The sequence below is a fragment of the Halomonas sp. AOP22-C1-8 genome, from assembly GCF_052378905.1.
GTDB classification, from domain to species: domain Bacteria; phylum Pseudomonadota; class Gammaproteobacteria; order Pseudomonadales; family Halomonadaceae; genus Vreelandella; species Vreelandella citrativorans.
In genome coordinates, this window is the sequence record NZ_JBQSYD010000014.1 from 56,213 (window position 1) to 82,573 (window position 26,361).

Genomic DNA, 26,361 nt, shown 5'->3' on the forward strand with positions numbered 1-26,361 from the left:
ACGTGTTGAGGCATCTAATTAAGTTAGACGATATTTACACAAGTGCAAATGATGATGTTTGTTTTGGGTGAAGTAAAAAAGGTGTAGTAAAAAGGCTGGTCATTCATTATTTGAGGTGTTAGGATGCGCGCTCCTCGCATGTGTTGACCCCTCCATCACGACGATAAGCGATGTCTACGTAGTTTTATATTTGATGCGTAGCAAGGCTTGCGGGAACATCTCGCTGATTGCAGATGTTCATTGCTGTGAAGATGGCGCGCCTCCAGCATTTCACCAAACGGGTGAAATCGGCGCAGAAGGTCGCCACAGCGGTTGGCCCTTTGAGAATATATAGGTTTGCCAACCGTATGCCAGGTGCGACCGGCGTCTCCGACTCCACTGATGACATTATCCGCTTATTGACGGAACCTGTTTTTCGATGCTGCTTTTTAGCGCAACATCGTTGTCAGAGTCAGAGACGCTTACGATGCTCTTTTGCCGGTACTGCCGGCCTACCAAGGTGTGATTAATGACCTCGACTTCTGTCGCCTCGCCGAGCTTCGGCGATCTGGCTCTATTGCCTGCCGTTCTGTCTGCTGTTGAAGCACAGGGCTATGTAACCCCTTCACCTATCCAGGCGCAAACTATTCCTGCGTTGCTGGAAGGTCGCGATATGCTGGGCCAAGCACAAACCGGTACCGGTAAAACCGCAGCATTTGCTTTACCGTTATTGTCACGACTGGATCTTCAGCGTCGTGCTCCTCAAGTATTAGTCATGGCCCCAACCCGCGAGCTTGCTCAGCAGGTTGCAGCCTCATTTAGTAAGTATGGTCAAAACCTGCAGGGCCTTGAAGTGGCCATCCTGTGTGGTGGCCAAGAGTACCGTGAACAGTTAGGCGCGCTGAAGCGCGGTGCCCAGGTTGTTGTTGGCACCCCCGGCCGTATTATTGATCACCTGGACCGTGGCAGCTTGAAGCTGGACGGCCTGTCAGCACTCGTATTAGACGAAGCTGATGAAATGCTGCGCATGGGCTTTATCGACGACGTAAAACGCGTGGTCGCCGATACCCCGAAAGATGCACAGCGTGTGTTCTTCTCGGCCACACTGCCGACTGAAATTGAGCGCATTGTTAACCGCTATCTGGTTGACCCGGTAAAAGTGGCGATTGAGTCGCGCACGACCACTGGCGAAAACATTGAGCAGCGCATTGTACGCGTTGACGGCGGTGCCAAGCTTGAAGCGCTGGCGCGTATTCTTGAAGTCGAGCCGGTCGATGCCGCTATTGTCTTCGTACGTACTCGTGCCGCTTGTACTACCCTGGTTGAGCAACTGACGGCTCGTGGCGTCAACGCCGCTGGTCTGTCCGGTGACCTGGACCAAAGCCTGCGCGAGCGTACGATTACTCGCCTGAAGCGTAGCAAGGTCGACGTATTGATTGCGACTGACGTTGCTGCCCGTGGTCTTGACGTGCCGCGCATTACGCACGTTATCAACTACGATCTTCCGCAAGATGCAGAAGCGTATACGCACCGTATCGGCCGTACTGGTCGTGCTGGTCGTAGCGGCATCGCGATTACCTTTGCTGGTTTCCGTGAAGGCCGTAAAGTAGGTTGGATGGAGCAGGCAACTGGTCAGAAAATGGCCGAAATGCCGCTGCCTGACGAAGCTGCTATTCGCGCTCACCGTGACGAAGTGTTCCACCACCGTGTGGTGGCAGCGCTTACCAAAGGTGCCGAAGAGCAGCAGGCACTGGTAGAGCGTCTGGTAGAAGAAGGTCATGACGCTATTCAACTGGCCTGCGCCTTTGCTGCCATGGCTCGTGCTGATGAAGCGCCGATTGGCCGCTTGCAAGCGCCGCGTAAAGAGCGTGCCCCGCGTGAAGGTGGCAGTGCCAAGCCTGGTGCTCGCCGTGAGCGTGGCGAACGTGGTGAGCGTCCGCGCGCACCTAGCGAAGGCATGACTCGCTACCGTGTATCCGTTGGCCATAAAGACGGCGTTAAGCCAGGCCAGCTGGTTGGCGCGTTAGCGAATGAAGGCGGCATTGAAGGTGCGCGTATCGGTCGTATCGATATCCGTAACGCCTTCTCAGTGGTTGAGCTGCCTAGCGGTTTGCCTTCCACTATTCTGACCAAGATGGCCCGTGCTCGTGTCGCCGGTCGTCCGTTGGAAATCAGCGAAGACCGTGCGCCTGAGCGTGCTCCGCGCCGTCGTCGTGATGATGGCGATGCGCCGATCCGTCGCCGCGAAGCGTAATCGCTTAAGCATGCGATAGCGGTATTAACCGCGCCTAAAATGCCCTCGTACCGGTTTCCGGTGCGGGGGCATTTTTTTGCTACGCTAAAAGATGACACGCCAAAAAAGCGACAGGGAGTCGACAGTGAAAGCAGCCTTGCATGAATGGAACCTGGCGCCTAAAGAGGCTATCGCGCTTCAGAAAGAGCTTGCTACACGGTTAGAGTCTGATGACCGTATTGCGCCGGTAACGCACATCGCCGGGATGGATATTGGCTTTGAAGACAACGGGGATACCACGCGGGCAGCCGTGGTGGTGCTCAAGTGGGACCCACAAACAGCACCTGACTTAACGCTTGTTGAGCGCGTTGTTCATCGTGAGCCGACGCGAATGCCGTATATTCCAGGGCTGCTCTCTTTTCGCGAAATACCGGCGGCTCTGGGCGCCTTTGAGCAGCTCAATATACTGCCCGAATTAATCATGGTGGATGGACAAGGGATCGCCCACCCCAGAAGGCTCGGGATCGCCGCGCACTTGGGGTTATGGCTGGACTTGCCTACCATCGGCGTTGCCAAGTCACGCCTTTACGGCAAGCACGATGAGGTAGGCGAGGTACGTGGGGATTGGGTGCCACTGCGAGCCGGTAATGAGACGATTGGTGCCGTACTGCGCTCGCGTGACAAGGTGAAGCCGGTATTTGTCTCGCCTGGCCACCGAATTAGTCTTGAAACATCGCTTGATTGGGTAATGCGTTGCCTGGGGCGTACCAAGTTGCCAGAGCCTACCCGCTTGGCCGACAGGTTGGCTTCAAGGCGCGACCAGCATGTCAAAAAGCCACAGAATTCGCTGTTTTAAGATGTCTGGCTCACGTGACCATGTGATGAGCGTTTTATAAAAGCGTGATAAAGCGCTTGAGTAAGCTTGTAGCCTCCTGTGTTTCAACCACCTGAGCGGCAATTGCCTCTGCGTCTTGTTGCTGTTCAAGCAGCACTTCGCGCTGATGCGCTATATAAGCGCGCATGAGAGGTACAGTGAACTCAGGGTGAAACTGCACGCTCCACTGGCGCGGTCCGTAACGCAGTGCCTGGTGCGCATCGTGGGAATTACAGGCCAGCACCTGGGTATTGGAAGGCAACCCTAACACAGACTGCGCATGAGTCAGGTGGGCCATAAAATGCGCGGGTAGCTGGCTAAATAGGGGGTCTTGAAGGCCCGCATCCGTCAGCGTAACGCTATGCGTACCCAGCTCACGCCCCTTGGGGTGGAAGTCGCTGACACCTCCAAAAGCCGCTGCCATTAACTGATGACCGTAGCAAACGCCTAACATGGGAATGTCCGCTTGAAGCGCCTCCTGTAGCCAGGGTTTTAAGCGTTCGCTCCAGGGCTCTTGGTGGCTCACCATGCTATGTGAGCCAGTAATGAGAATACCTGCCAGCGCGTTTAGCGGTAGCGGTGCAGTTTCCTTTCGGGCATCCCATACGCGAAGTGTTAAATGCTCAGGCAGCGTATCGCTTAGCTGTTGCTCAAAGAGGGTTTCAAAGTCACCGTGCTGTTCGGCAACGTCAGAAAATGCATCGCCGGTTTTAATAATGACGACAGAGGCCATATTGATTCCTGTGAAAAAAGGCAGCCTGGTGCGCACACTGTTGATGCGAGCACCAAGGGGATAAAGCATGTCATTATGCGACAGGGCGAATAGGATGTAACCGCCATTCAGTGAGTAACGCCAATAATGAGCGATCCTGCTCATTAAGCTTTAATAAGGAGATGACAATGCAACACGTGACGCGTGCCGGTGAACCGATGGGTGTGGCCGGGGTAATACCTTCCGTTGATCAAACCGCGCCAGAGATGGTATTAACCGATGGCAATCTTCAAGACGTAACGCTGGATACCTACGCAGGCAAGCGGAAAGTCCTCAATATAATTCCCAGCGTCGACACGCCGACCTGCGCCATGTCGACACGGCGTTTTAATGAGCTTGCCTCTAATTTGGACGATACCGTGGTGTTGGTAGTATCAGCTGATTTGCCCTTTGCCGCTCAGCGATTTTGCGGTGCGGAAGGGTTGGATAATGTTAAAACGCTTTCCACCTTCCGCCATCCCGAGTTTTTAGAAGCCTGGGGTGTCGCGCTGCGTAATAACCCTATGGAGGGCTTATGTGCACGTGCCGTGGTGGTGCTGGATAGCGATAATCGCGTACTGCATAGCGAGCTGGTCAGCGAAATTAAAAACGAACCGAACTACGATGCGGCGCTGGCCGTACTTACGGCGTAGCTGACTGCTGACAACGTTTAGCGGCCTCCAGCAGCGCACTAATCAGGCGTTGCTGGGGGCGGTTAAATATCAGCCATTCGGGGTGCCATTGAACCCCGATTAAAAAATCATGTTCGCGCGATTCGATGCCTTGCACCAGGCCATCACGGTCACGCGCGACAATCTCTATCCCTTGGCCCGCTTGGTTAACGGCCTGATGATGAAGGCTATTTACCCGGCACCAAGTGACGCCGAGTAGTTGATACAGTTGGCTTGCCCCCACGATATCGACCGTCTTACGGGGAAGCACCGTGCGTCGACGTTTTAAGCCTTCGTGGGTGGTGTAAATATCGGGGTCCAGCGTGCCGCCTAAATGCACGTTGATTAATTGCGCACCTCGGCAAATACCCAAAACGGGTGTGTTTAAGGGAATGAATCGTTCGAGTAAGGCAAGTTCCAGGGCGTCGCGTGCTGGGTCAAGGCGTACATCCAACTGGAGTTCACCGCCGTAAAGGGTCGCCTGAATATCATCACCACCGCCAATAATTAACCCATCCAGATACGCTGGTAACGGGCGGGAAGGAGATAGCCGTAAGGGTTTTCCGCCATGCCGCCATACGGCAAACCAGTCAAACCACCAGGCAAGGTGGCTTTTATAATCCGAGGTGGTAATTCCAATAAGCGGCCGTTGCATTCAGGTAAGTTCTCTTGAGTCGTCAAAAATAGCCGTGCTGCTGACATGGAACGCTGTCTTAACGGCGCATCCACGTTGTCAGTTTGTCTTTTAAGCGCATCATGAACGGTCGATTTTGCTTGGCGATATATTCATCGCAGCGTGTTTGAAGAAGCTGAGTGTCCGCCGCGAGTTGTTCCACTTCAACCCAGCGGTTCCATTCCACTACTGCCCCCCAGCCTGGCTGAGAGAGCTGTGCATTGGGTAATCGGTAATGAAACGCGGGACGCGGCTTTATAAGTTTGGTATGCAGCAGCGCGTGAGGATGCTCTGGACACAAATAGGCAAATAATGGCAGTAGGTCAAACTCACGATTGCGCGTGGCGTTATAGTGCAGGTAATCGTTAATAAACGCTGCAAGGTCTGGCTGGTAGCGCCTATCCAGCACCTTTAACGCGTACTCCTTGGGGAAAGGATTAGCATGGGGCAGCACTTCACGGGTGATATCCACTTTGATCTCATCGCGCAGCCAATGGGCCAGCAAGAGATAAGCACGCAGCACCGCCAGCAGGTAGTCAACGTCCAGACGCGCTACCTCCAAATTAAGATGCAAACCAAAACCATACAGCAGGCTAGCATCTGTGCCTTTTGCACCCTGGTCGCGTAATGCCTGAAAAATAGTATCCAGCTCTTCAAGTTCATTCCACGGCACCGGCGGACAAATAAGCTCGGTGGGCACCAGGCCTGTTACCATGTCGCCAATAAATTCGCGGGTCTTTTGGTGAAACTCCAGGCGGCGCTGGTGCCGATGGCGCTCCCATTCGCTATCCTGGTTGGCCTGCTCTTCAAGCAATGCCTGATCGGGGTGGGCATACTGGGTATCAAGCTCAATGCCAAATACACCCCAGCGGGTTCCCTCAACCAGTAGCCGGTGGGGGCTTACCACGTTAAGCTCACCTTTAAACAGATCGCGGACCACTAATGCAGTGTCGTGGGGGGGCAAGCCGGCAAATTCGATCTCAATGCCCACACGGCGTACCTTACCGTCGCTATTTAACCGGTTCGGGGGAGCTTGCAGCGTCATCTCGGCATCCTGTGAGGTGAACGTTTAGACTATCAGCCTATCATAGTCGCGCAGATAGGCTGAGCGGATTCCGGGAGGCGAGAGGGAGTAGGCGCGGTGTCATTTTTGAGTCCATTTTAGGAGCATGGTGTGCGACAGCACTGGATAATTAACACTGCCATTTACATTGCGTTAACGGTACTGGTCAGCGTAATGGCGGCTCAGGTTCAGGCCCAGGTCGTCTCGCTTTCCGGTTTAAGTGGAAATGAGCCTAACCAGGAAGAAGAGGTCAGCAGTGATGAATTCCAACGCTCGCTGAATGATGTTATCGCCATGCTCGACAATGAAGAGCAGCGTACGGCGCTGCTTAACTCGCTGCGCGAGCTACAGGTAACAACGGATGCTACTCAAGAGGAAGGCATCGTACGCCAAGGGCTGCTGGGCGCGCTTGCCGACACGCTAACGGATCTCGGTGAGCAGGCCCAGGCAGGCAACTCACCGATTGATGAGTGGTCACGGCAACTGGTGCAAGGGGCCGCTGATCTGCGTGCCTTAAATGCTGGCACGGACCGCGGGCAGGCGATCCGTGAAGTTGTTGACGGCGCAGTGATGGGGATTATCTGGGTCACGCTGCTGGTACTGATGATTGCCTTTGGCCGCTTGGTTGCGACGCGCCGAGAGTGGCCCCTGGATTTGCCTCGTGACCCCAAGGCGTGGCTGCTGGCGGCGCATTTTCTACGCCGCATGCTGCCTTGGGCACTGGCCTTTGCGATTATCCTGGGCATTGCCCAACTGCTGCCCTACAGCCCAGGGCGCACGGTGGTGTTGGTTATTGCGTATGTCTGCCTGTTTGGGCGTGCGTTATCGGTAGTGTTCGAGACCGTCATTGCCTTCTTTAGTCGAGGGCACCGCTTTACCGCTGTGCAGCTGTTGCAGCAGCAGGCACTGCGTGGGCTGTTTGTGATCGGGGCGTTGATCGCTTTGGGCGATGCGGTAAATTCAGCACGCTTGGTGGATCTACTGGGGACCGAACTCTCAAGCCTTGTCTCGATGTTGTCCAATATGCTGGCCGCGCTGCTGGCTGCGCGCTTTATTATCAAGTTCAAGCAGCCAGTACGCCATCTCATTTGTAATCGGCCCTATAAGCAGCGCCGGGAGGCCAGCACGGCCGTTGAGATGGTTCGTACCCTGGGCGGCTTATGGCATATCCCGGCACTGCTACTGGTGGGCGGCTCGTTATTGGCGATTTTTATCACCGTGGGCGATGTCGGGACCGCGCTGGCACGTTCGATAATTTCTGCGAGCTTGCTGGTACTTACCCTGGTGGTTACCGGGTTGATACGCCGTCAATCCGAGCGCTTGAGTAAGCGTCGTCGTCGGCGCTTTAGCCAGTACCGAAAACGCCTCGAGCGCTTTGGGTTTGTGTTGGCGCATATCTGTTCATGGATGGTATTTGCTGAACTCTCCATGCAAGTGTGGGGAGGATCGCTGTTTGGGCTAGGTCAAGAAGCGGTGGCCAGTACGCGTATCGGCCAAGCGCTGGTTAGCCTTGGGGCGACAATTTTGTTGGCATGGCTGGTGTGGATATTTGCCGACACGGCCATCCAGCGGGCGCTGACTTCCTCGGGCCGCGCTCGCGGTCGGCGGGTTAACCAGGCGCGGGCGCAAACCATCACGCCGATGATTCGCAACGTAATCTTTGTCGCCATTTTGATTATCGCGTTTATTGTCGGGCTGGCTAACCTGGGGGTGAACGTGACACCGCTGCTGGCGGGTGCCGGTGTGATCGGTTTGGCGATAGGCTTTGGCGCACAGACGTTGGTTCAGGATTTGATTACCGGCATCTTTATTCTGATTGAAGATTCGTTGGCGGTAGATGATTTTGTGCGCATCAACAACCATATGGGGACGGTAGAAGGGCTGACTCTGCGTACCGTGCGGTTACGCGACCTGGATGGCGTGGTACATATTATTACCTTTAGTCGTATTGAATCGATCCACAATATGTCGCGTCAGTTTGGTATTGCGCTAATGCGGATACGCATTCCCTATGACATGAAAATTGATGATGCCATTACGCTAATGCAGGAAACCGCCCTGGAGCTGCGCAATGACCCGATGATGCGTCATTACATCTGGTCGCCGCTTGAAATGCAGGGGGTCCAGGGATTTGAAGAGGGCTGCCCTATCTTGCGCATGCGCTTTCGGACCGCTCCTGAAATGCAGTGGGATGTTTCGCGGGCTTTTAATCTACTGCTTAAACAGAGGATGGAAGCGCAGTCCATCGATTTGGGTGTGCCGCGTCTAAGTGTCAGCATGGAAGCGCGCTCAGAAGACCATATGGAGCCGACCGGAGGCACCGACCTATCGCTTGATAATGGGGAAGCCACAACGGGTGAGTACGAGGCCAATAAAAAGCCTGCACCGCCCAAGCCCGCCCCGCAGCCTACTCAAGCAGAGATAGAGCGTGATGAGGGGAGGACGTATCGCGGCTCACCTTAAGCCGCAATCGTCTGGCTTAAGGTGAGCCCCAAAGCAATCCCCAAGCCTGTACCGATGGTGAAAATCGCAATGAGTAGCCAAGCGCCGCGCAAGCCACGCCAACGGTTGTAGAGTTTTACGACGTGGCTGACGCGGTCGACCAATTTATCGTGACGGGAAACTATCTCGTCAGGCGGTACTGAAAAATCGTTGGCAACATCATCCTGCCAATGGGCGCCGTGGGTTAGCCCAAGCTGAGTACGCAGCTGCCCAATGTCGCTCAGCGTGGCGTGCAGCTTATCGTAGTCTGCACGCCGCTTGGCGATGGCGAATGCAGCTTCCGCATCCTGGCGCAAAGCGCTGTTGGGGCAGCGAGCAACGGCTTGCTGTAGCTCTTCATCGTTTGCTTGGGGTGGAACGTTGAGGCGTTGGTACAAATCCCGCATAGGTGCATTGTTCTTTTAGGGTTGGAGGTTAACACCAGAGAGTGTGCCTATTTTACCGATAGGTTTGCATCAAGTAATCATAGGCGCTTTTTATACGTTGAAAACGTGCTGAAGCAAGGGCAATTTGATGTTCACTTTGGGTATAGAAGCGATCCGGATGGTGTAGCTGTGCCATGCGCCGGTAGGCACGGCGCACTTCTGCTTGGGTAACGCCAGGTGATAACTCCAGTACCGCCAAAGCGCGGGTGGTGCGATCAGGTGGCGGCGGTGTGGACGAGCGCTGTTGATGGCTGTGCTGATAGCCGTTCTGATAGCCCTGGTGTGAACTCTGGTATGAACCCTGCTGTGAGCCTTTTTGTGAACCGCTTTTCGAGTTTTGTTGCTGGCGCTTTGTGCGCTCACGCTCTTCTTTGCGTCGAGCACGTTCCTGCTGCTGTCGGGCCTTGTCGTTATGAGCTTGGTCTTTACGCGCCTTGTCGTTGCGAGATTTGTCGCTGCGGGCTCTCTCACGCTCGGCCTTTTCCTGGGCTTTCGAATGCGCGCGTTGGGCTTCTTCTTCCTGGCGCCTTTTTTCCTGCTGTTCGGCTTCTTCCTGCGCCTCGCGGGCCTGGCGGGCAGCCTCTTCAGCCTTGCGTGCTTGCTGCGCGTAATAGTCAGCGTCATGGACACGCCAATAGGCATCGCGACTGGGATCTTCCGGCAGAGCGAGCGCGCGTCCTGTAAGCTCTTTAAATAGCGTGCCAAGTGTTGTGGGCAGCACATTGAGCAAATCTGCCACGAACCGCAATATATAATGGTTCGACAGAGAAAGATCGCCATTGTCGGTTGCCACTGTGATGGCTTGATGCATGACGCCAAGGCTATGCTCTTCAGAGCACTCCTTGCGAATGACTTCAGCGGCAAGCTGAATAGCCTTGAGGTCGCGCTGCCGCGCAATATGCATGACTGGCGCCAGTTCATGCCCATGACGAAAGTGCGCACACACCTGGGCCAAACGGCGTCGCCGTTGACCTTCTGAAACGTGTTGGCGGTGTACCAATATCCAGGCCAACAGCAGTAGCTTTGCCGTATCCACTTGGCTGCGGCTTTGCAGTAGCAGCAGCTCAAAGGGGGAGAAACGGGCAATGGGCATTCCCAGGCTCCAAAGGGTAAAAGTAAACCATCCCCGCACGAAGCGGACCACCATGACAATTGGTGTCATGGTATATCATCGCTCAAGGCAATGAAGTAGGAGATTGACCAGGTGATTAACGTCGAGCGTAAAAATAGCTACCAGCTACGCCTTACACGGCGGCTCAAGGAAGAGACATCGCATAGGCTTGACGTCTATCTTTTTGTACCTGGCGAGCTGGGTTTAAATGCTCACGTCATCTCGGAAGAGGCATTTTATCACTCATCCATTAGTGTCTCGCGGACGTACTATAGCGATGCCTACCACCTGCCGCTAGTGCATAGCCGGCTCGCCAGCCGTAATCAGTTGGGCAGCGAATCCTACCGATTAAGCTTAAGTCTTTATGCGTATCAGTATGTGACTGCCATGGAGCGGACGACTCAAAAAATGCTGGTCCGCGAGCGCAAACTGCGTAGCGAGCGGCAAAAAGAGTCCAGCGATGTGCAGACGCTAAGAGAAGAGCTGTGTGAGCAACTGAATGAAATGCAGAAGCTCAGCGAAAGCATTTTAAGGAAGATGCGCCGCAACCAACCCACGGACGAGCGCTTATACAAATATTTTGCCAATATCGACAACTATCTCTCCTGGTTTACTGAGCAGCAGCTGCTTTCACTAGTGGCCTATATGCCAAGAGGTGGCGAGTTTAGTGATATCAAGCGCCAGTTTATCAATGTGTGCGAACGTGAAAGTGAGTATCGACGCGAACAGAAGTACAACTCAGAGCGTGTGATGGAAGACCCGACACGCATGTCGAATAAAATGCGCTTGCTACGCCGCTTGATTGAATATCCGATTACCTTGAAGCAGGAGGCGCTGGAGTTAGGCGGCGGTGAGCAAAAAGCCGTAAAAGCGTTGGCAACCGCACTGGTAATGGCCTGTGTCACGCTGGGAGTATTGCGCGTACGCGAAGTCGTTGGCGATATTACGGCGCTGTTTGTGCTTGCCATGGCGCTGCTGTATGCCTTGCGTGAAGTGTTTAAGGATGACCTGCGCAATACGCTTTGGCGCCTGCTGCGTCGGGGACGGCCAAAATGGCGTCGCCAATACGTTGACCCCACGCGTAATGCACTGGTGGGGCGTCAGCTTGAATGGTTTGATTACAAGCGCTACACCGCCCTGAATGAAGACATCAAGCAGATGCGAAGACGGACCGTGGCTGAGCGGGAAGAGGATGTGCTGCATTACCGCTCCAGTTCGCGTATGTCGCCCACGCGGTTTTTGAGTGGTTACGAGCATACGCGAGAGACGCTGTATATTGATCTCTTGATGCTGACCCGCTTAATGAGCAAAGAGAAGCATCATATCTTTCGGTTAAAAGATGGCCAGGCCGTACGTGAAAGCGTTGAGCGGCGCCATTTGTTCAACCTGGTGGTGCGTGAAACCGGCAGTGAAGATGCCCCCTACCTGGCGCGCTGGAAGGTGGTGGTTAGTCGTTCGGGCATTGTCGATGTCGAAAAAGTTGCTGAAAGTGGCGTCTCAGAAGGCACATCCAGTGAGCTCAGTCCTTAAGTGCAGCCTCTGCGCATACGAGTGCCAGCCAGCTGCAAGCGATTCACTCAGAGGCGCCCGAAAAGACGCTTCTGAGTGGAATAGTCAGTGTTAAGCAACATGTAATGGCTGATTAATTGAACGAATTAAGGGCCTTTTCCAGGTTGTCCACACTGCGTTTAGTATGATGCAGCTTATCCAGCCCAAACAGGCCGATACGAAAGGTCTGGAAGTTATCACCTTCATCGCACATTAAGGGCACACCGCCCGCCACTTGAATGCCCGCTTGGGCAAACTTGCCGACAAGCCCGGCGTCGTTGGTGTAGCTGACCACGACACCCGGCGCTTCGAAGCCGTTGGCGGCGACACTGATAAAGCCATGGCGCGAGAGCATATCCCGTACGCCCTGACCAATCGCCTGCTGCTCTTGCTTCACCTTGGCAAAGCCGTATTCGCGGGTTTCCTGCATGATATCGCGCAGCTGGCGCAAGGCATCCGTTGGCATGGTGGCGTGGTAGGCATGCCCACCGTTTTCATAGGCCTGCATGATCGCGTGCCATTTGGCTAAATCGCAGGCAAAGCTGTTGCTTTGCGTTTCGCTTAAGCGCTGTGTGGCGCGCTCGGAAAGCATGACCATGGCGCAGCAGGGTGAACCGCTCCAGCCCTTTTGCGGAGCGCTTACCACCACATCGATGCCCAAATTCTGCATATCTACCCATAGGGTGCCTGCGGCAATGGCGTCCAACACAAACAGGCCACCCACCTCGCGCGTCGCTTGCGCCACGGTACGAATGTAGTCATCGGGCAGCAGTAGACCCGCAGAGGTTTCTACCTGGGGGGCAAACACCACGGCGGGTTTTTCCTGGCGGATACGCTCGGCGGCTTCTTCCGCAGGTACGGGCATAAACGGCGACTGCGGGTCATCGGCAGTCACGCGGCGTGCTTTGAGTACCGTGTGTTGGTCGGTTAAACGGCCCATCTCGATGATCTGCGTCCAGCGGTAGCTGAACCAGCCGTTACGAATCACCAGGGTTTTCTGATCCAGGGCGAACTGACGTGCGACCGCTTCCATGCCAAACGTCCCGCTACCGGGAACAATGGCCGTTGCATGGGCGTTATAGACCTCTTTCAGCGTGGTCGAAATATCGCGCATGACGCCTTGAAACTGCTGCGACATGTGATTGAGCGAACGGTCGGTATACACCACCGAGTATTCAAGCAGTCCGGTGGGATCAACGTTGGGCAGTAGGGCCGCCATGGCGTTCTCCTTAATAAGTAAGCGTGCGAGATAAAGTGCCTTACAGGGTTTGGGGAATTAGAGCCCGAGGAAATAGAGTACGAGGAATTGTTAGGCGAGGCCAGTGCTGGCAGTGTGGTTCGCAAGGCAATAAAAAACCGCCGTCATGAAGACGGCGGCAGAGTGACAACCAGCCTGATGCGGCTAACCGCAGTAATGAATGCGGCCTAGCGTTGAGGCAATTGCTCGGGGCCAAAGGCGTCCGGCAGTAATGTTTCCATGGTGTAGGTTTTGAGCACCTCACCCTGGCGGGAGATAACCATGATTTGCGTATCGGGGGTAGCGAACTCACGAATACGCTGACGGCAATCCCCACAGGGCGTGCACAGGTGCTCGCCTGGCCCCATTACATACACCTTGGCAAGCTCGCGCTGGCCAGCGGTTACCATCGCGCTAATGGCCGATGCTTCCGCACAAAGCCCCTTGTAGTGAGCGACTTCGACGTTAGCGCCTACGAACTGCTGGCCGTCCGGGCACTCCATGATGGATGCCACCGGGTGGTCGGAGTAAGGGACATAGGCATTATTCAATGCATCAAGCAGCGTGTTGACCAGCGCAGAGTCTGCTTGGCTCATAGATGATTCCTCGGTTTAACCCACTTAGGCATTGTGAACCACTTGGGCATTGTGACCCACTTAGGCGTTGGCGGCGTCATCACGCAGGACGGTATCCAGCGCGATGATCATCATATCGTTGAACGTCGTTTGACGATCGGCGCTGGAGAGCGCTTCACCTTTCAAAATATGATCCGATACGGTGCAGATGGTCAGCGCGCGGGCACCGAACTCGGCGGCAACGCCGTAAAGGCCAGCCGCTTCCATCTCAACGCCTACAATGCCGTAGCGCTTCATCAGCTCGGCCATATCGGTCTGCGGGTTGTAAAACAGATCGGCGGAGAAAATGTTACCCACTTTCACTGGCACGTGTTGCGCTTTGGCGGCGGCCACGGCGTGGCTTGTCAGCTCAAAATCCGCAATCGCGGCAAAGTCGTGGTCGTTAAAGCGCATGCGGTTCACCTTGGAGTCCGTGCACGCACCCATGCCGATCACCACATCACGAACGTTAACGTCGTCGCGTACCGCGCCGCAGGAGCCTACTCGAATAATCGACTTAACGCCGTAATCGGTAATCAGCTCTTTGGCATAGATGGACACTGATGGAATACCCATGCCGTGGCCCATCACGGAAATTTTGCGGCCTTTATAGGTGCCGGTATAGCCCAGCATGCCACGCACGTCGTTCACCTGACGCACGTCATCAAGGTAAGTTTCGGCAATGTACTTGGCGCGCAGCGGGTCGCCGGGCATCAACACCGTATCCGCGAAATCACCCTGTTCAGCATTAATATGCGGAGTAGCCATGTGGTTTCCTTATGTCTTGTTAAATAGCGCCATCAGGCAGCATAAGAGAGAAAGCTTTTGCCATCGTCCATTGCGGGAAGGGCGAAGTAATCCGCCAGTGTCTGGCCAATATCGGCAAACGTATCGCGTGCGCCCATCGGCCCTGGCGCAAACCCCGCGCCGCTGACCATCACAGGAATGTATTCGCGCGTGTGCTCAGTACCTTCCCAGCTTGGGTCGCAGCCGTGATCGGCGGTAAGAATCAGCAGATCGTCACTGTTCAACGCAGCCAGCAGCTCCGGCAGGCGAGCATCAAAGTGCTCAAGGGCGGCCGCGTAGCCCGGCACGTCACGGCGATGGCCGTAGACCGAGTCGAAATCGACAAAGTTGGTCATGATCATGGTCGGGCGGTCGCTGGTTTCAGCAGCGGTGCGCGCCACTTCACCCAATGTCGCGTCCATCAGCGCATCGTGGCCGCTGGCTTTGACCTTGTGGGTAATGCCGCAGTGGGCGTAGATATCGGCAATCTTGCCAATCGATACCATTTCACCACCGGCATCGGCGAGCTTTTGCAGTACCGTGGGCGAAGGCGGCTCTATGCTGTAATCGCGACGGTTACCGGTACGCGCAAAGCTTGCGCTGTCTTCACCTATAAACGGGCGGGCAATTACCCGGCCGATATTGTAAGGCTCCAGCAGCTCACGCACGGTTTCGCACAGCGCGTAAAGGCGATCCAGGCCAAAGTGCTCTTCGTGAGCGGCAATCTGGAAGACCGAATCCGCTGAGGTATACACAATCGGTTTGCCGGTTTGCACATGCTCATCACCCAGCCGGGCGATGATCTCGGTGCCTGAAGCATGGCAGTTGCCGATCACGCCGGGCAGGTCGGCTGCCTGAACAATCTTGTCCAGTAGCTCTTGTGGAAAGCTTTCAGCCTTGTCGCTGAAGTAGCCCCAGTCAAAACGTACCGGCACGCCAGCGATTTCCCAGTGGCCGGACGGGGTGTCCTTGCCGCTGGAAATTTCCTGGGCGTGGGCGTAGGCGCCTTCAAGCACCTCGGGGAGGGCAACGCCTTCGGCAACCGTGCTGGTGCTATCCCGGTGGGCGTGAAACAGGCCAAGTTTGGCCATGTTGGGCAGCTTCAAGGGGCCTGAGCGTTCAGCCGTATCGGCGTCGCCACGCGCGCAGGCAGCGGCAATATGGCCCAGGGTGTCCGAGCCTTCATCGCCAAAGGCGGCAGCATCGGCAGCGCTGCCAATGCCGAAGGAGTCTAGTACCAGCACAATTGCACGTTTCATGGCGTTTTCCTCGTCAGGCGGTGCTCATTAAAGCGCTTCACCGCGATAGGTTTCCTGGAGCAGTGAATCAATCGTCGCTTCGCCCGTGCCAATGGTGATGGTAGCACGCAGCTGGGCAGCGGCGCGGTCAGCCTCTTCAGCGCTACGCGCGTGAACGAAGGCTAGCGGCTGCTGGCTATCCACTTGGGTGCCCAGCTCGGCAATCGCACTAAAGCCCACGCTATGATCGATACTGGCGTCATTACGCAGGCGGCCACCGCCCAGCTCGACAACGCTCATGCCCACTGCGCGAGTATCGATGCGCAGCACATTGCCCGACTGCTCGGCATATACGGGTTTAACCACGTTGGCTTTGGCAAGATAGCTGTCAGAGCGCTCCATAAAGTCACCCGGGCCGCCCAGCTCACGTACCATGCGCGCGAATACTTCGGCTGCGGCACCCGAGGTCAGGGCTTTTTCAAGCTGGCTCAGGGCATCTTCACGGCTCTTGGCCAGTTTGCCCGCCATAAGCATTTCAACCGCCAGCTCACGAGTGACTTGCATCACGCGGCTGTTGGGGCGCTCACCGCGCAGCAGTTCCAGCGTTTCGACGATTTCAACCGCATTGCCCGCGCACGGTGCCAGCGGCTGGCTCATGTCGGTCAATAGGGCTGTCGTCGGCGTACCGGCCTGGGTGGCCACCGAGGCGATGCTTTTGGCAAGCTCGTGGGATTTTTCGGTGGTGGGCATAAACGCGCCACTGCCGACTTTGACATCCATAACCAGTGCATCGAGGCCGGAAGCAAGCTTCTTACCCAGAATGGACGCGGTAATCAGCGGAATGGACTCAACCGTGGCGGTAACGTCACGCACGCCGTAAATGCGCTTATCCGCCGGTGCCAGGTTGCCGGTCTGGCCGATGATCGCCACACCAGTGGACTTCACCACATCACTGAAGCGCTCAGGAGCCGGGTAGGGGTCGTAGCCGGGGATCGACTCAAGCTTGTCCAGCGTACCGCCGGTGTGACCAAGGCCACGGCCTGAAATCATCGGCACGAATGCGCCACATGCTGCGACCCACGGGCCGAGTACCAGAGACACTAGATCACCCACGCCGCCGGTGGAGTGCTTGTCGACCACCGGGCCTGGCAGGTTTAAGGAGTCCCACTGCATCACATGGCCGGAGTCACGCGTGGCGGTGGTTAGGGCTACGACTTCCTCACGGCTCATGCCGTTAAGAAATACCGCCATGGTGAAGGCGCCAATCTGAGCATCGCTGATACGGTCATCGGCAATGCCCTGGACAAACGTTTTGATGTCCGCTGCTGCCAGCGGGTTGCCATCACGTTTTTCGCGAATTAATTCCTGTGGGAGCATATTAGTAGCCTTCCTGTGGTGCTGCGCTTTCTACGCCGCCCAGTGTGTTTAATAAATTGGCTAAAAGACTCGATGCACCAAAGCGAAAATGTGCTGGTGTAATCCATGCACTGCCCATGATGTTGCTTGCCAGTGCCAGGTACTCAGCGGCTTCTTCTGTGGTGCGCACGCCGCCTGCGGCTTTAAAGCCAACGTCTTTGCCGCTTGCCTTAATCGCGTTCAGCATAATTTCGGCGGCTTCCAGCGTGGCGTTGGTGGCCACTTTGCCGGTAGAGGTTTTAATAAAGTCGGCGCCGCCTTCAATAGCAAGCTCGCTAGCACGTTTGATAAGCGCTGGGTCTTTGAGTTCGCCTGACTCGATAATGACTTTTAACAGGGCCTGGTCTGCGCAGGCGGCTTTACACATTTCAACCAGCTCAAGGCCGGTTTCTTCGTCACCTGCCATCAGCGTGCGGTAGGGGAACACCACATCGACTTCGTGGGCGCCAGAGGCAACGGCATCGCGGGTTTCACGGGCAGCCGCCATAATGTCATCGCCGCCATTCGGGAAGTTGGTGACGGTCGCGATTTTTACCAGCTCGTTGAGTTTGTGGGCAGTTAGCGCACGCTGAGCGGTAACAATAAACTGCGGATAGACGCAAACGGCGGCCGGATTGCCGTAAGGCGTTTTAAGCTGCTGGCAAAGCGCTTCAATCGTGCTGTCGGTGTCGCTGTCATTCAGGCTGGTCAAATCCATTAAGCTCAGCGCTTGGCGGGCGGCCTGGATGGCGTGGGGAGAGGCTGTCGCGGTCATTGGATTCTCACAAAATTGATAAAAGACAAAACGGGCACTGCGAGATCAAACAGCAGCGCCCGTTGCATGGTGTCGTACTCGCTGTGTTATGTCGTAATACTGCTCAGCGAGATGAAGAAGCCAGCAATAGTGGCTGACATTAAATTGGACAGTGTACCGGCCAGAACGGCTTTGCCCCCAAAGCGGGCAATTTCAGCGCGACGGCTCGGTGCAATACTGCCTAAACCGCCCAACAAAATAGCGATTGAGGACAGGTTGGCAAAGCCGCACAGGGCGAAAGACAAGAAGGCCGTGGTATGAGGCGTCATTAATTGACCCGTCGCGGCAACCACCTGCTCCCCATCAATGTAGGGGGCCAGGTTAATAAAGGCGACGAACTCATTAACCACTAGCTTCTGGCCAATAAAGGAGCCCGCAACGGTGGCTTCAGCCCACGGTACACCCAGCATGAAAGCCAGCGGGGCAAACAGCCAGCCCAGGATCATTTCAAGGCTCAGCGACTCAAATCCAAACCAGCCGCCAACGCCTCCTAAAATGCCGTTGATCAGTGCGATCAAGGCAATAAAGGCTAGTAGCATGGCGCCAACATTGGCCGCCAGCATCAGGCCAGAGGTGGCGCCTGAGGCAGCAGCATCCAGCACGTTGGCGGGTTTGTTTTCCTGCTCTTGGAGCTCTTCCTCGACTTTAGAGATGCTGTCGCTGTCAGTTGCGTCCTGGGTTTCCGGCATGATCAGCTTGGCGAACAGCAGACCCCCCGGGGCTGCCATAAACGACGCCGCGACCAGATACTCCATGGGAATGCCCAGCTGCGCGTAACCGGCAAGTACCGAACCCGCTACCGAGGCAAGGCCGCCGCACATAACGGCGAAGAGCTGAGAAGGGGTCATGCGAGCAATAAACGGGCGTACCACCAGCGGCGCTTCGGTTTGGCCTACGAAGATATTGGCGGTCGCAGAAAGCGACTCCGTACGCGACGTGCCGAGCGCCTTTTGCAGCCCGCCACCCAGAATACGAATCACCCACTGCATGATGCCCATGTAGTAAAGCACGGCGATCAGCGAGGAGAAGAAGATAATGACCGGCAGGACCTTGATCGCGAAGATAAAGCCAACGTTATCCACATCAGCCAGGCCACCAAACAGAAAGCCAATACCATCGTTGGCGTAAACCAGTACCTGGCTCACTCCCATGGAAATGGTTTGCAAAATGGTTTGTCCAAACGGCACATAGAGGACAAACGCCCCGATGGCTGCCTGGATGCCAAAAGCGCCCAGCACGGTACGCAAGCGAATTGACTTGCGGTCGTAAGAAAAAATCAGAGCGATAGCCACCAGAGTGACCATGCCAACCAAGCTCATAAGGAGGGTCATATGAAAATCCTTTGAGTCCGCTAAGGGGGCTCGTTTAAAGTAAGTTGAGCCTGCTTAAAGTATGTTGAGCTTGATAGAGTAAATCATCGCGTTTTGATAAGCATTCGGCGTGCCGAGCTTATTCTCCGAGTAGCGATACTGAACGCCCGTTGTGATCAAATCGCTGGGGTGCCACCACAGGCTCAGCGCACCGTTGGTGCCTACGCTTCCGGCTTTGCCACCTACATAGTTCTGTTCCAAGTAGTCACTGTCGCGGCCAAACGTTTGCTCGTGCCAGTTGGTGACGCTGAAGTTTTGATTAAGGGCGGCGAAGTCATAGCCCGCGACCCAGCCAGCCATGTAGCCGTTCATGCCAGTATAGCTTTCGCTCTGAACGCGTGCTGCGCCAATAAAGGGTTTAAACCATAAACCGTTGGCGAACGTGGTGCGGTAGCCCAGGCCCAGGATTTGGTCTTGTTCGCGGCTGTTATAGCCGTAGTCACGGAAGTCGTACACGTGGGCGTAAAGCGACAGCGGGGTATCCCCCAGATAAATGTGTGACGTTACCTTGCCTGCCGTGCGGAAGTTATCTTTACCGCCGCTTGATTCATCGAACTGGTCATTGGTCGGGTTTTCGAAATCAAAGAAACCGTAGAACTCGCCCCAGCTAAAGCCCGCGCCGCCTTCTATCTCTACGTAGGTGAAGTCACTTTTTGCCGCGTTGGAGGCCGTGCGGCGCTCGGTACCGTTAGACCAGTCGAGGTAGTTAACCGAGACATTGGCAAAGGACCAAAGAGGTGTCGTCGGCTGGGGCGGCGCATCGGCAGCCATTGCCGGTGTTGCCAGTGCCAAGCCAGCGGCTAAAACGCCAACGCTGGTGGTGAATGAAAACGTACGCATTGAGATCGGAGCAGTCATGTAAGCCTCAAGAGGGGTTGCCACAGTTTGGCCGTCGTTAGAATTATGTGGGCTGGCGGAAATGTTATAATTATAACATTGCATGTTATTTTTTTAACGCCCATTTGCAATAAACTCACACCAACGCTTATTGGATGCTGCTATCGGGGTATCGCAGGAGGGCTTGCATGTTCCAGGCGTTAAGCTTGTGGCTTTAATGTCACGGCCATAGGCTAAGCACGCCGTTGGGTAACAAGGGTCATGGCACCCGCCATGCACGACACATTATAAAGTGAATAATAATGGAATTGAGGAGACGCCTGGTATGAGTGACCGTAGCGTCCAGCGGTTGGCATTGCTTCAGGAAACGCTTGCCGGTGGTGGTACGTTGCATTTACGTGACGCCGCTAGTTTATGCGGTGTTTCAGAAATGACCATACGCCGCGACCTTTCAATGCAGCCTTCTGCGTTAACGCTGCTGGGCGGAAGGTTGGTAATGGCAAGTTACCCAAGTAACACTCCTGCGTACGATTTGGCGGAGCAGCAAGCCAACGACTATCCGTTAAAGCACTTGCTCTGCAAGCGGGCCGCAAGCTTTATTGAAGAGGGCGATACGCTGTTTATTGATTGCGGCTCAACGCTGGTGCCGCTTTTGGGGCAGCTGGGGAATTTTCATGAGCTAACGGTGGTGACCTATGCGTTAAATGTCGCCACGGTGGTATCGACGCTACCCAATGTGCGTTTGGTGCTATTGGGCGGGCTATTTTATGCGTCATCACAATCATTTGGCAGCGATGACATGCGCGCCGCCATTGAGCGTATCGGTATCAATAAGGCATTTATTTCCGCTGCTGGGGTTGATTGCACGCGAGGCGTTAGTTGTTTTCACTTTCATGAAGTAGCCCCCAAGCAGGCGGCTATTGCCTGTGCTGCGCAGCGCTTATTAGTGATCGACGCGAGTAAAATCGGCATGATTCGCCCCGCTTATTTCGCATCATTGAACGATTTTGACATTGTTGTGACTAATGAGGGTGCTGCGCCCGCATTATTTACCCATTTTACGGGGCGTGTGCTTACCCACCTTTCTGTTTCATCTACTTATGAACAACCGCGTTAAGAGATTGCGGCTAGGTGCGTCAAATCGTCGCTTTGATTCGTTGCCTGGATCAAAGGAAGATACGCCGGTTAGAGCGGGCCTCCTTCATGTTAGGATGTCGGTTCAATCCGCTACCTGCTTCTAATCCCGGTAGCGCATGTTTTTCCCGGAGCACAGGCAGTACCTTTGGCAGAGTGTTTTGGGAAGAGTATGGGGTGTTAGTTAGCTGACATATGGCATATCGTTTGGCTTGCTGTTTGACGGCTAGTTTTGTAACGCAACTCTGACGAGATCGCACCATGCAACAACCTTCCTACTGGCGCAGGTCAGGCACTCTGGTGCTCATTGCGCTGTGCTTGCTGCTTGCAGGCTGTAGCTCGGCCTTGATGGACCCAAAAGGTGTCGTTGGTGAAACCCAGCGTTCACTGATCCTGAGTTCATTTGGCTTGATGCTGATCGTGGTCATCCCCGTTATTGTTATGACGATAGTGTTTGGCTGGTACTATCGCCGTAGCAATACGATGGCTGAATACCTTCCTGACTGGGCGCACTCTAACTGGATCGAGGGCATTGTTTGGCTAGTTCCTGTCGTAATCGTCGCTATTTTGGGCGTAATTACCTGGAAAAGTTCACACGACCTTGACCCCCATCGCGCACTAGAAAGTGATACACCTGAGCTTGAAATCCAGGTCGTGGCACTTGATTGGAAATGGCTGTTCATTTATCCCGAGCAAGGTATTGCAACGGTAAATGAAGTGGCGTTCCCGGTTGATACGCCCGTCCGCTTCCGAGTGAGCTCCGGTTCGGTGATGAACTCTTTCTTCATTCCTCGACTAGGCAGCCAGATTTATGCCATGGCAGGAATGGATAATGACGTTTATCTCGAAGCTAATGAGATCGGTACCTATAGCGGTCGTTCGACCAACTATAGCGGTGCAGGTTTCTCTGGAATGATCTTCGATGCTCACGCGACATCAGATGAAGACTTTGATGCGTGGGTAGAAGAGGTTCGGCAGTCACCACAAACGCTGACCTACCCAGAAGGCTACTCACAATTGGCTGAGCGCTCTTCGTTCAACCCCGTTGAGTACTTCGCAAGTGTTACACCTGAGTTCTATGAGCGTCTGGTCTCCAGCTTCCGTACTGGCAGCGATCCTGAAACCGACACTCAAGATGCGCCTCGCGCACCAGCTATCGATAGCAATGAAGCCTATCAAACGACCGACAACCAAGCGAGTGGCGAGGCTGAAGAAGGCCAACCTGTGAGCAATGAGGCGGGAGAGTAACCGTGTTCGGTAAATTAACCCTAGAAGCAATTCCCCTTCACGAACCCATTCTGGTTCTTGCGGGTCTCGTGGGGATTCTAGGCGGCGCGGCATTGTTAGGCGCGCTGACCTATTTCCGTAAGTGGGGCTGGCTATGGAACGAGTGGTTCACCTCCGTTGACCATAAAAAGCTCGGTATCATGTATTTCATCGTGGCGCTTATCATGCTGCTGCGCGGTTTTGCTGATGCCTTGATGATGCGTGTGCAGCAGGCGGTCGCCGCAGGTGGTTCGATGGGCATTTTGCCGCCTGACCACTACGACCAGATCTTTACCGCCCACGGCGTTATCATGATCTTCTTCGTGGCCATGCCTATGGTTATCGGCCTGATGAACCTGGTTGTTCCGTTACAGATCGGTGCGCGCGATGTTGCGTTCCCGTTCCTGAACAACCTGAGTTTCTGGCTGTTCGCGGTTTCGGCGCTGCTGGTCAACATTTCTCTGTTCGTGGGTGAGTTCGCTACCACTGGTTGGTTGGCTTACGCGCCATTGTCGGGGATAGAGTACAGTCCCGGGGTCGGGGTCGATTACTGGATATGGGCGTTGCAGATATCCGGGATAGGTACCACGTTAACCGGTATTAACTTCTTCGTTACTATTTTGAAAATGCGTACCAAGGGCATGACCCTGTTCCGCATGCCGATCTTTACCTGGACGTCGCTGTGCGCCAACGTACTGATCATTGCCTCTTTCCCGATTTTGACCGCAACTATTGCGATGTTGACCCTTGATCGTTACCTGGGGATGAATTTCTTCACGAACGATATGGGCGGCAACGTAATGATGTACGTCAACCTTATCTGGGCGTGGGGTCACCCCGAGGTGTACATCCTGATTCTGCCGGCCTTCGGTGTGTTCTCGGAAGTTATTGCCACCTTTGCCCGCAAGCGCTTGTTCGGTTACCACACGATGGTATGGGCAACGATTGCGATCACGATTCTGTCGTTCATCGTATGGCTGCACCACTTCTTCACCATGGGCGCAGGTGCCAACGTCAATGCCTTCTTCGGCATTATGACGATGATCATTGCGATCCCGACCGGTGTGAAAGTCTTTAACTGGCTGTTCACTATCTTCCGTGGTCGTCTGGAAATGACGTCACCAGTACTGTGGACGCTGGGCTTCATCATCACCTTTACGATCGGTGGTATGACGGGCGTTATGTTAGCGTTGCCAGCAGCCAACTTTGTACTGCACAACAGTCTGTTCGTTATTGCTCACTTCCATAACGTTATCGTTGGTGGCGTGGTCTTCGGCATGATGGCGGGTCTGACCTACTGGTTCCCGAAAGCCTTTGGCTTCACGCTGGACGAGAAGTGGGGCAAGCGTTCCTTCTGGTGCTGGATAACCGGTTTCTACGTGGCGTTCATGCCGCTGTATGTTCTGAGCTTCTACGGTGCTGCGCGCCGCATGAACTCTTACCCGAACGCTGAATGGCAGCCCTGGTTTATCGTTGCTTTGCTCGGTGCACTGCTGATCGCTGCGGGGATCGCTTGTACACTTATTCAGTTCTACGTAAGCGTGCGTAACCGCGAAAAGTATGCGGATGTGACGGGCGACCCATGGGATGGCCGTACGTTGGAGTGGTCAGCTTCATCGCCGCCCCCGTTCTACAACTTTGCGCGTCTGCCCGTCGTTGGTGATATCGACAGCTTCTGGTCACAAAAGCAGCGTGGCAACGAGCAGTTGGACAATGCGCCTTACACGGATATCCATATGCCGAGGAACACGGTGGCCGGCCCCGTCATCAGTGTCTTTGCGATGATCTTTGGTTTCGCCATGGTATGGCACATCTGGTGGCTGGCTGGGTTCAGTGCCATTGGCATGCTGGTGAGCTTCCTGATGCGTGTATCTAACGACGATATCGATTACTACGTGCCTGCTGCAGAGGTCGAGCGAATCGAGCGTGCTCATCAACAACGTGTGGAGGCCCAAGCGTAATGGCTACTGAATCCCTACATCATGATGCTCATGCTGAGGAGCATGAGCACCACGATGCCGGTCCTACCAAGGTATTTGGTTTCTGGGTCTACCTAATGAGCGACTTGGTGATCTTCGGAACACTATTCGCTACCTACGCCGTGCTCATGAAGGGCACGGCAGGTGGGCCGACCGGCGCGGATATTTTTGAACTACCTTTGATTCTTTTCGGCACCTTTGCACTACTGATCAGTAGTTTTACCTTCGGCATGGGCGTTCTGGCGATGAACGCCAATCGTGTCGGTCAGGTGAAGATGTGGCTGGGCATTACGTTCGTGCTGGGCCTAATGTTCCTGGGGATGGAAATCTATGAATTCTATCACCTGATCCATGAAGGTTTCGGACCAGATCGTAGCGCCTTTTTATCTGCCTTCTTTACGCTGGTAGGTACTCACGGTCTGCACGTGACCTTCGGTATGATCTGGATTTTGGTCATGCTGGTTCAGCTTTCGACTAAAGGTCTGAATGATAAAACGCGTCCGCGTATCCTGTGCTTGAGTCTGTTCTGGCACTTCCTGGATATCGTCTGGATCTGTGTATTCTCCTTCGTCTACTTGATGGGAGTGCTGGTATGAGTTCTTCTAGCCAACCGTCCGGTCACGGCACCGTAAAGTCTTATGTAACGGGGCTTGTACTGTCGTTAGTCCTGACTGTCATTCCATTTGGCGCGGTTATGCTGGGTTCGTTCAGCTTGCCCGTGAACGTGGGAATCATCGTTGTGACGGCTGTTCTGCAGGTTCTGGTTCAGCTTGTGATGTTCATGCACTTGGACTTCAAGACAGAAGATGGCTGGAACATGCTTTCCTTCGTCTTCACGGTGCTGATTCTCGGCCTAGTGGTAGGAGGTTCGCTGTGGATCATGCAGCATCTACATCTCAACATGATGATCGGCTAACCAGCATGCCCAATAGGTGGCACGATCTGCTTGAGCTAACCAAGCCAGGCATCATTGGCGGCAATCTAATTGCCGCCCTTGGCGGCTACTTTCTAGCCGCGCATGGTGAATTCGATCTGGTGACGTTTGCTTCGGTCATGTTGGGGATCGCATTAGTGATCGCCTCAGGCTGTGCCTGTAACAACGTGATTGATAGGGACATTGATGCTCTGATGGCGCGCACGCGCCATCGTCCTCTGGTGAGGGGAAGCGTCTCTATCACGCAAGCATTGGGCTTGTCGGCGTTTCTGGGTATCAGTGGTGTGGTCTGCCTGGCATTAGGCACTAATGGGTTGACGGTGGCCTTGGCTGTTATCGGATGGGGCGTGTATGTGGGGGTGTATAGCCTCTATATGAAGCGCAACTCCGAATACGGCACGGTAGTAGGCAGCCTGTCAGGCGCTATGCCGCCCGTGATCGGGTACTGCGCCGTGACGGGGACCTTTGACAGTGGAGCGATGGTTCTGCTGTTAATCTTCTGCCTCTGGCAGATGCCTCACTCCTATGCCATTGCGATTTTCCGCTATGCCGATTACCAACGCGCTTCGATTCCCGTTCTGCCTGTTGTTCACGGGATCAAGCGCGCAAAGCATCACATCCTTGGCTACATTGTGGCGTTTATTCCCGCCTCATTGGCTTTGGTACTGGCGAGTCAGGCAGGTACTGGCTACCTGTGTGTCGCACTGACCATGGGGGGCTACTGGCTCTACCTGGCGATTTGCGGCTACCGGCTGGATGATGATGTACGCTGGGCCAAACGCGTATTTGGCGTATCGATTTTGACCATCACCGCGATGAGCCTGGTGATTGTGTTGGAATCCATGGTGCCAATAATGTGGGCGTGATTGACCCACACCGCTAAGTGGTTGAATGAGAAAAGCCCCGGGCAGTTAAACTGACCGGGGC

24 protein-coding genes are annotated in these 26,361 nt (G+C 54.8%); 11 read left to right on the forward strand and 13 right to left on the reverse strand.

Features of this window, described 5'->3' with window-relative positions; genetic code table 11:
* Positions 1-508 precede the first annotated feature (508 nt).
* Positions 509-2,233, forward strand: coding sequence for a DEAD/DEAH box helicase (locus tag ACT3TY_RS09550; protein ID WP_172118031.1), 1,725 nt, complete (start codon positions 509-511; stop codon positions 2,231-2,233).
* A 124-nt stretch (positions 2,234-2,357) separates the two neighbouring features.
* On the forward strand, positions 2,358-3,068 hold the full coding sequence (gene nfi, locus ACT3TY_RS09555; protein WP_444628021.1) for a deoxyribonuclease V: 711 nt from the start codon (positions 2,358-2,360) through the stop codon (positions 3,066-3,068).
* Between the two features lie 34 nt (positions 3,069-3,102).
* Here nfi and ACT3TY_RS09560 read toward each other — a convergent pair whose 3' ends face one another.
* Positions 3,103-3,819 carry a glutamine amidotransferase gene (locus tag ACT3TY_RS09560; RefSeq protein ID WP_444628022.1) on the reverse strand — a complete coding sequence of 239 codons (717 nt, stop codon included), beginning with the start codon at positions 3,817-3,819 and terminating at the stop codon, positions 3,103-3,105.
* A gap of 167 nt (positions 3,820-3,986) precedes the next feature.
* On the opposite strand from ACT3TY_RS09560, the gene tpx reads away from it, so the two are divergent.
* Entirely contained in the window at positions 3,987-4,490 is a 504-nt protein-coding gene (gene tpx, locus ACT3TY_RS09565) for a thiol peroxidase (RefSeq protein WP_444628023.1), read from the forward strand.
* Here the strand turns inward: tpx and ACT3TY_RS09570 are convergent.
* Both ACT3TY_RS09570 and ACT3TY_RS09575 read right to left on the reverse strand, forming a co-directional pair.
* Positions 4,480-5,163, reverse strand: a complete 684-nt coding sequence (locus tag ACT3TY_RS09570; RefSeq protein ID WP_087108347.1) for a gamma-glutamyl-gamma-aminobutyrate hydrolase family protein — start codon at positions 5,161-5,163, stop codon at positions 4,480-4,482. The two genes, tpx and ACT3TY_RS09570, sit on opposite strands and share 11 nt — an antisense overlap.
* Positions 5,164-5,221: 58 nt before the next feature.
* Positions 5,222-6,226: an amidoligase family protein gene (locus tag ACT3TY_RS09575; protein WP_444628024.1), complete on the reverse strand. Its 1,005-nt coding sequence runs from the start codon at positions 6,224-6,226 to the stop codon at positions 5,222-5,224.
* Positions 6,227-6,355: 129 nt separating this feature from the next.
* Here ACT3TY_RS09575 and ACT3TY_RS09580 point away from each other — a divergent pair, with 129 nt between their 5' ends.
* Complete coding sequence (locus tag ACT3TY_RS09580; protein WP_444628025.1) at positions 6,356-8,707, forward strand: mechanosensitive ion channel family protein; 2,352 nt, start codon at positions 6,356-6,358, stop codon at positions 8,705-8,707.
* On the opposite strand, the gene ACT3TY_RS09585 is transcribed toward ACT3TY_RS09580, so the two are convergent.
* Positions 8,704-9,132, reverse strand: a complete 429-nt coding sequence (locus ACT3TY_RS09585; protein ID WP_444628026.1) for a hypothetical protein — start codon at positions 9,130-9,132, stop codon at positions 8,704-8,706. The two genes, ACT3TY_RS09580 and ACT3TY_RS09585, sit on opposite strands and share 4 nt — an antisense overlap.
* 52 nt (positions 9,133-9,184) lie before the next feature.
* Positions 9,185-10,264 carry a J domain-containing protein gene (locus ACT3TY_RS09590; protein ID WP_444628044.1) on the reverse strand — a complete coding sequence of 360 codons (1,080 nt, stop codon included), beginning with the start codon at positions 10,262-10,264 and terminating at the stop codon, positions 9,185-9,187.
* A 111-nt stretch (positions 10,265-10,375) separates the two neighbouring features.
* Here ACT3TY_RS09590 and ACT3TY_RS09595 point away from each other — a divergent pair, with 111 nt between their 5' ends.
* Entirely contained in the window at positions 10,376-11,812 is a 1,437-nt protein-coding gene (locus ACT3TY_RS09595; RefSeq protein WP_193053998.1) for a hypothetical protein, read from the forward strand.
* 112 nt (positions 11,813-11,924) lie between these two features.
* On the opposite strand, the gene ACT3TY_RS09600 is transcribed toward ACT3TY_RS09595, so the two are convergent.
* The 8 genes from ACT3TY_RS09600 to ACT3TY_RS09635 form a co-directional block, all read right to left on the reverse strand.
* Positions 11,925-13,049: an aminotransferase class V-fold PLP-dependent enzyme gene (locus ACT3TY_RS09600; protein WP_444628027.1), complete on the reverse strand. Its 1,125-nt coding sequence runs from the start codon at positions 13,047-13,049 to the stop codon at positions 11,925-11,927.
* A 206-nt stretch (positions 13,050-13,255) separates the two neighbouring features.
* Positions 13,256-13,663: a cytidine deaminase gene (gene cdd, locus ACT3TY_RS09605; RefSeq protein WP_018919042.1), complete on the reverse strand. Its 408-nt coding sequence runs from the start codon at positions 13,661-13,663 to the stop codon at positions 13,256-13,258.
* A gap of 60 nt (positions 13,664-13,723) precedes the next feature.
* Positions 13,724-14,449 (reverse strand): purine-nucleoside phosphorylase, encoded by a 726-nt coding sequence (deoD, locus tag ACT3TY_RS09610; protein WP_441678438.1) that lies wholly within the window; start codon positions 14,447-14,449, stop codon positions 13,724-13,726.
* Positions 14,450-14,481: 32 nt separating this feature from the next.
* A complete protein-coding gene (locus tag ACT3TY_RS09615; protein ID WP_444628028.1) occupies positions 14,482-15,726 on the reverse strand; it encodes a phosphopentomutase in 1,245 nt (414 codons plus the stop codon).
* 27 nt (positions 15,727-15,753) lie between these two features.
* Positions 15,754-17,082: a thymidine phosphorylase gene (gene deoA / locus ACT3TY_RS09620; RefSeq protein ID WP_444628029.1), complete on the reverse strand. Its 1,329-nt coding sequence runs from the start codon at positions 17,080-17,082 to the stop codon at positions 15,754-15,756.
* Position 17,083: 1 nt separating this feature from the next.
* Positions 17,084-17,875, reverse strand: a complete 792-nt coding sequence (deoC, locus tag ACT3TY_RS09625) for a deoxyribose-phosphate aldolase (protein WP_172118018.1) — start codon at positions 17,873-17,875, stop codon at positions 17,084-17,086.
* An 86-nt stretch (positions 17,876-17,961) separates the two neighbouring features.
* The gene (locus ACT3TY_RS09630) at positions 17,962-19,245 is read right to left on the reverse strand and encodes a NupC/NupG family nucleoside CNT transporter (RefSeq protein WP_172118017.1); all 1,284 of its coding nucleotides are present in this window, start codon (positions 19,243-19,245) and stop codon (positions 17,962-17,964) included.
* Between the two features lie 54 nt (positions 19,246-19,299).
* On the reverse strand, positions 19,300-20,142 hold the full coding sequence (locus ACT3TY_RS09635; RefSeq protein ID WP_441678430.1) for an outer membrane protein OmpK: 843 nt from the start codon (positions 20,140-20,142) through the stop codon (positions 19,300-19,302).
* A 304-nt stretch (positions 20,143-20,446) separates the two neighbouring features.
* On the opposite strand from ACT3TY_RS09635, the gene ACT3TY_RS09640 reads away from it, so the two are divergent.
* From ACT3TY_RS09640 to cyoE, 6 genes are all read left to right on the forward strand, one after another.
* Positions 20,447-21,238 (forward strand): DeoR/GlpR family DNA-binding transcription regulator, encoded by a 792-nt coding sequence (locus ACT3TY_RS09640; RefSeq protein WP_441678428.1) that lies wholly within the window; start codon positions 20,447-20,449, stop codon positions 21,236-21,238.
* Between the two features lie 278 nt (positions 21,239-21,516).
* Entirely contained in the window at positions 21,517-22,503 is a 987-nt protein-coding gene (gene cyoA, locus ACT3TY_RS09645) for a ubiquinol oxidase subunit II (RefSeq protein ID WP_193054003.1), read from the forward strand.
* Between the two features lie 2 nt (positions 22,504-22,505).
* Positions 22,506-24,482, forward strand: coding sequence for a cytochrome o ubiquinol oxidase subunit I (cyoB, locus tag ACT3TY_RS09650; protein WP_441678424.1), 1,977 nt, complete (start codon positions 22,506-22,508; stop codon positions 24,480-24,482).
* Positions 24,482-25,096, forward strand: coding sequence for a cytochrome o ubiquinol oxidase subunit III (gene cyoC, locus ACT3TY_RS09655; RefSeq protein ID WP_441678422.1), 615 nt, complete (start codon positions 24,482-24,484; stop codon positions 25,094-25,096). The genes cyoB and cyoC overlap by 1 nt, the downstream gene beginning before the upstream one ends.
* Positions 25,093-25,416 (forward strand): cytochrome o ubiquinol oxidase subunit IV, encoded by a 324-nt coding sequence (gene cyoD, locus ACT3TY_RS09660; protein ID WP_018919031.1) that lies wholly within the window; start codon positions 25,093-25,095, stop codon positions 25,414-25,416. The genes cyoC and cyoD overlap by 4 nt, the downstream gene beginning before the upstream one ends.
* Entirely contained in the window at positions 25,374-26,300 is a 927-nt protein-coding gene (gene cyoE / locus ACT3TY_RS09665; RefSeq protein ID WP_444628030.1) for a heme o synthase, read from the forward strand. Before cyoD ends, cyoE begins: the two co-directional genes overlap by 43 nt.
* Positions 26,301-26,361: the final 61 nt, after the last annotated feature.